General features: G+C 44.0%; 2 tRNA genes. Both read right to left on the bottom strand.

Annotation, left to right across the window (positions count from 1 at the left end):
- Positions 1-77: 77 nt before the first annotated feature.
- Positions 78-153, bottom strand: a tRNA-Gly gene (locus BCT49_RS05705).
- A gap of 58 nt (positions 154-211) precedes the next feature.
- Positions 212-288 (bottom strand) — tRNA-Met (locus BCT49_RS05710).
- Positions 289-366: the final 78 nt, after the last annotated feature.

Raw genomic sequence — 366 nt, forward strand, 5'->3', positions numbered from 1 at the left:
CATTGTTTAAGACAATGAGACTAAACCATTTTCATTCTGAGTACTTTCTCTAGGAGATGACTTCTAAGAACTGAATTTGGAGCGATACATCGGGTTCGAACCGATGACCTCAACCTTGGCAAGGTTGCGCTCTACCAACTGAGCTAGTATCGCATAAGTTAACCGTTCATCTTTCTGCTAAAAAGCATCAAATCAACGTTCAACTGTAATGTGGTTGCGGGAGCCGGATTTGAACCGACGACCTTCGGGTTATGAGCCCGACGAGCTACCAAACTGCTCCATCCCGCGTCCGGATGCATTATTTAAGTTAATGACTCTATATTCCCAACATCAATCCTAAGAAAGAAATTGGAGCGATACATCGGG

The sequence above is a fragment of the Vibrio lentus genome, assembly GCF_002875945.1.
GTDB lineage: Bacteria > Pseudomonadota > Gammaproteobacteria > Enterobacterales > Vibrionaceae > Vibrio > Vibrio apostichopi.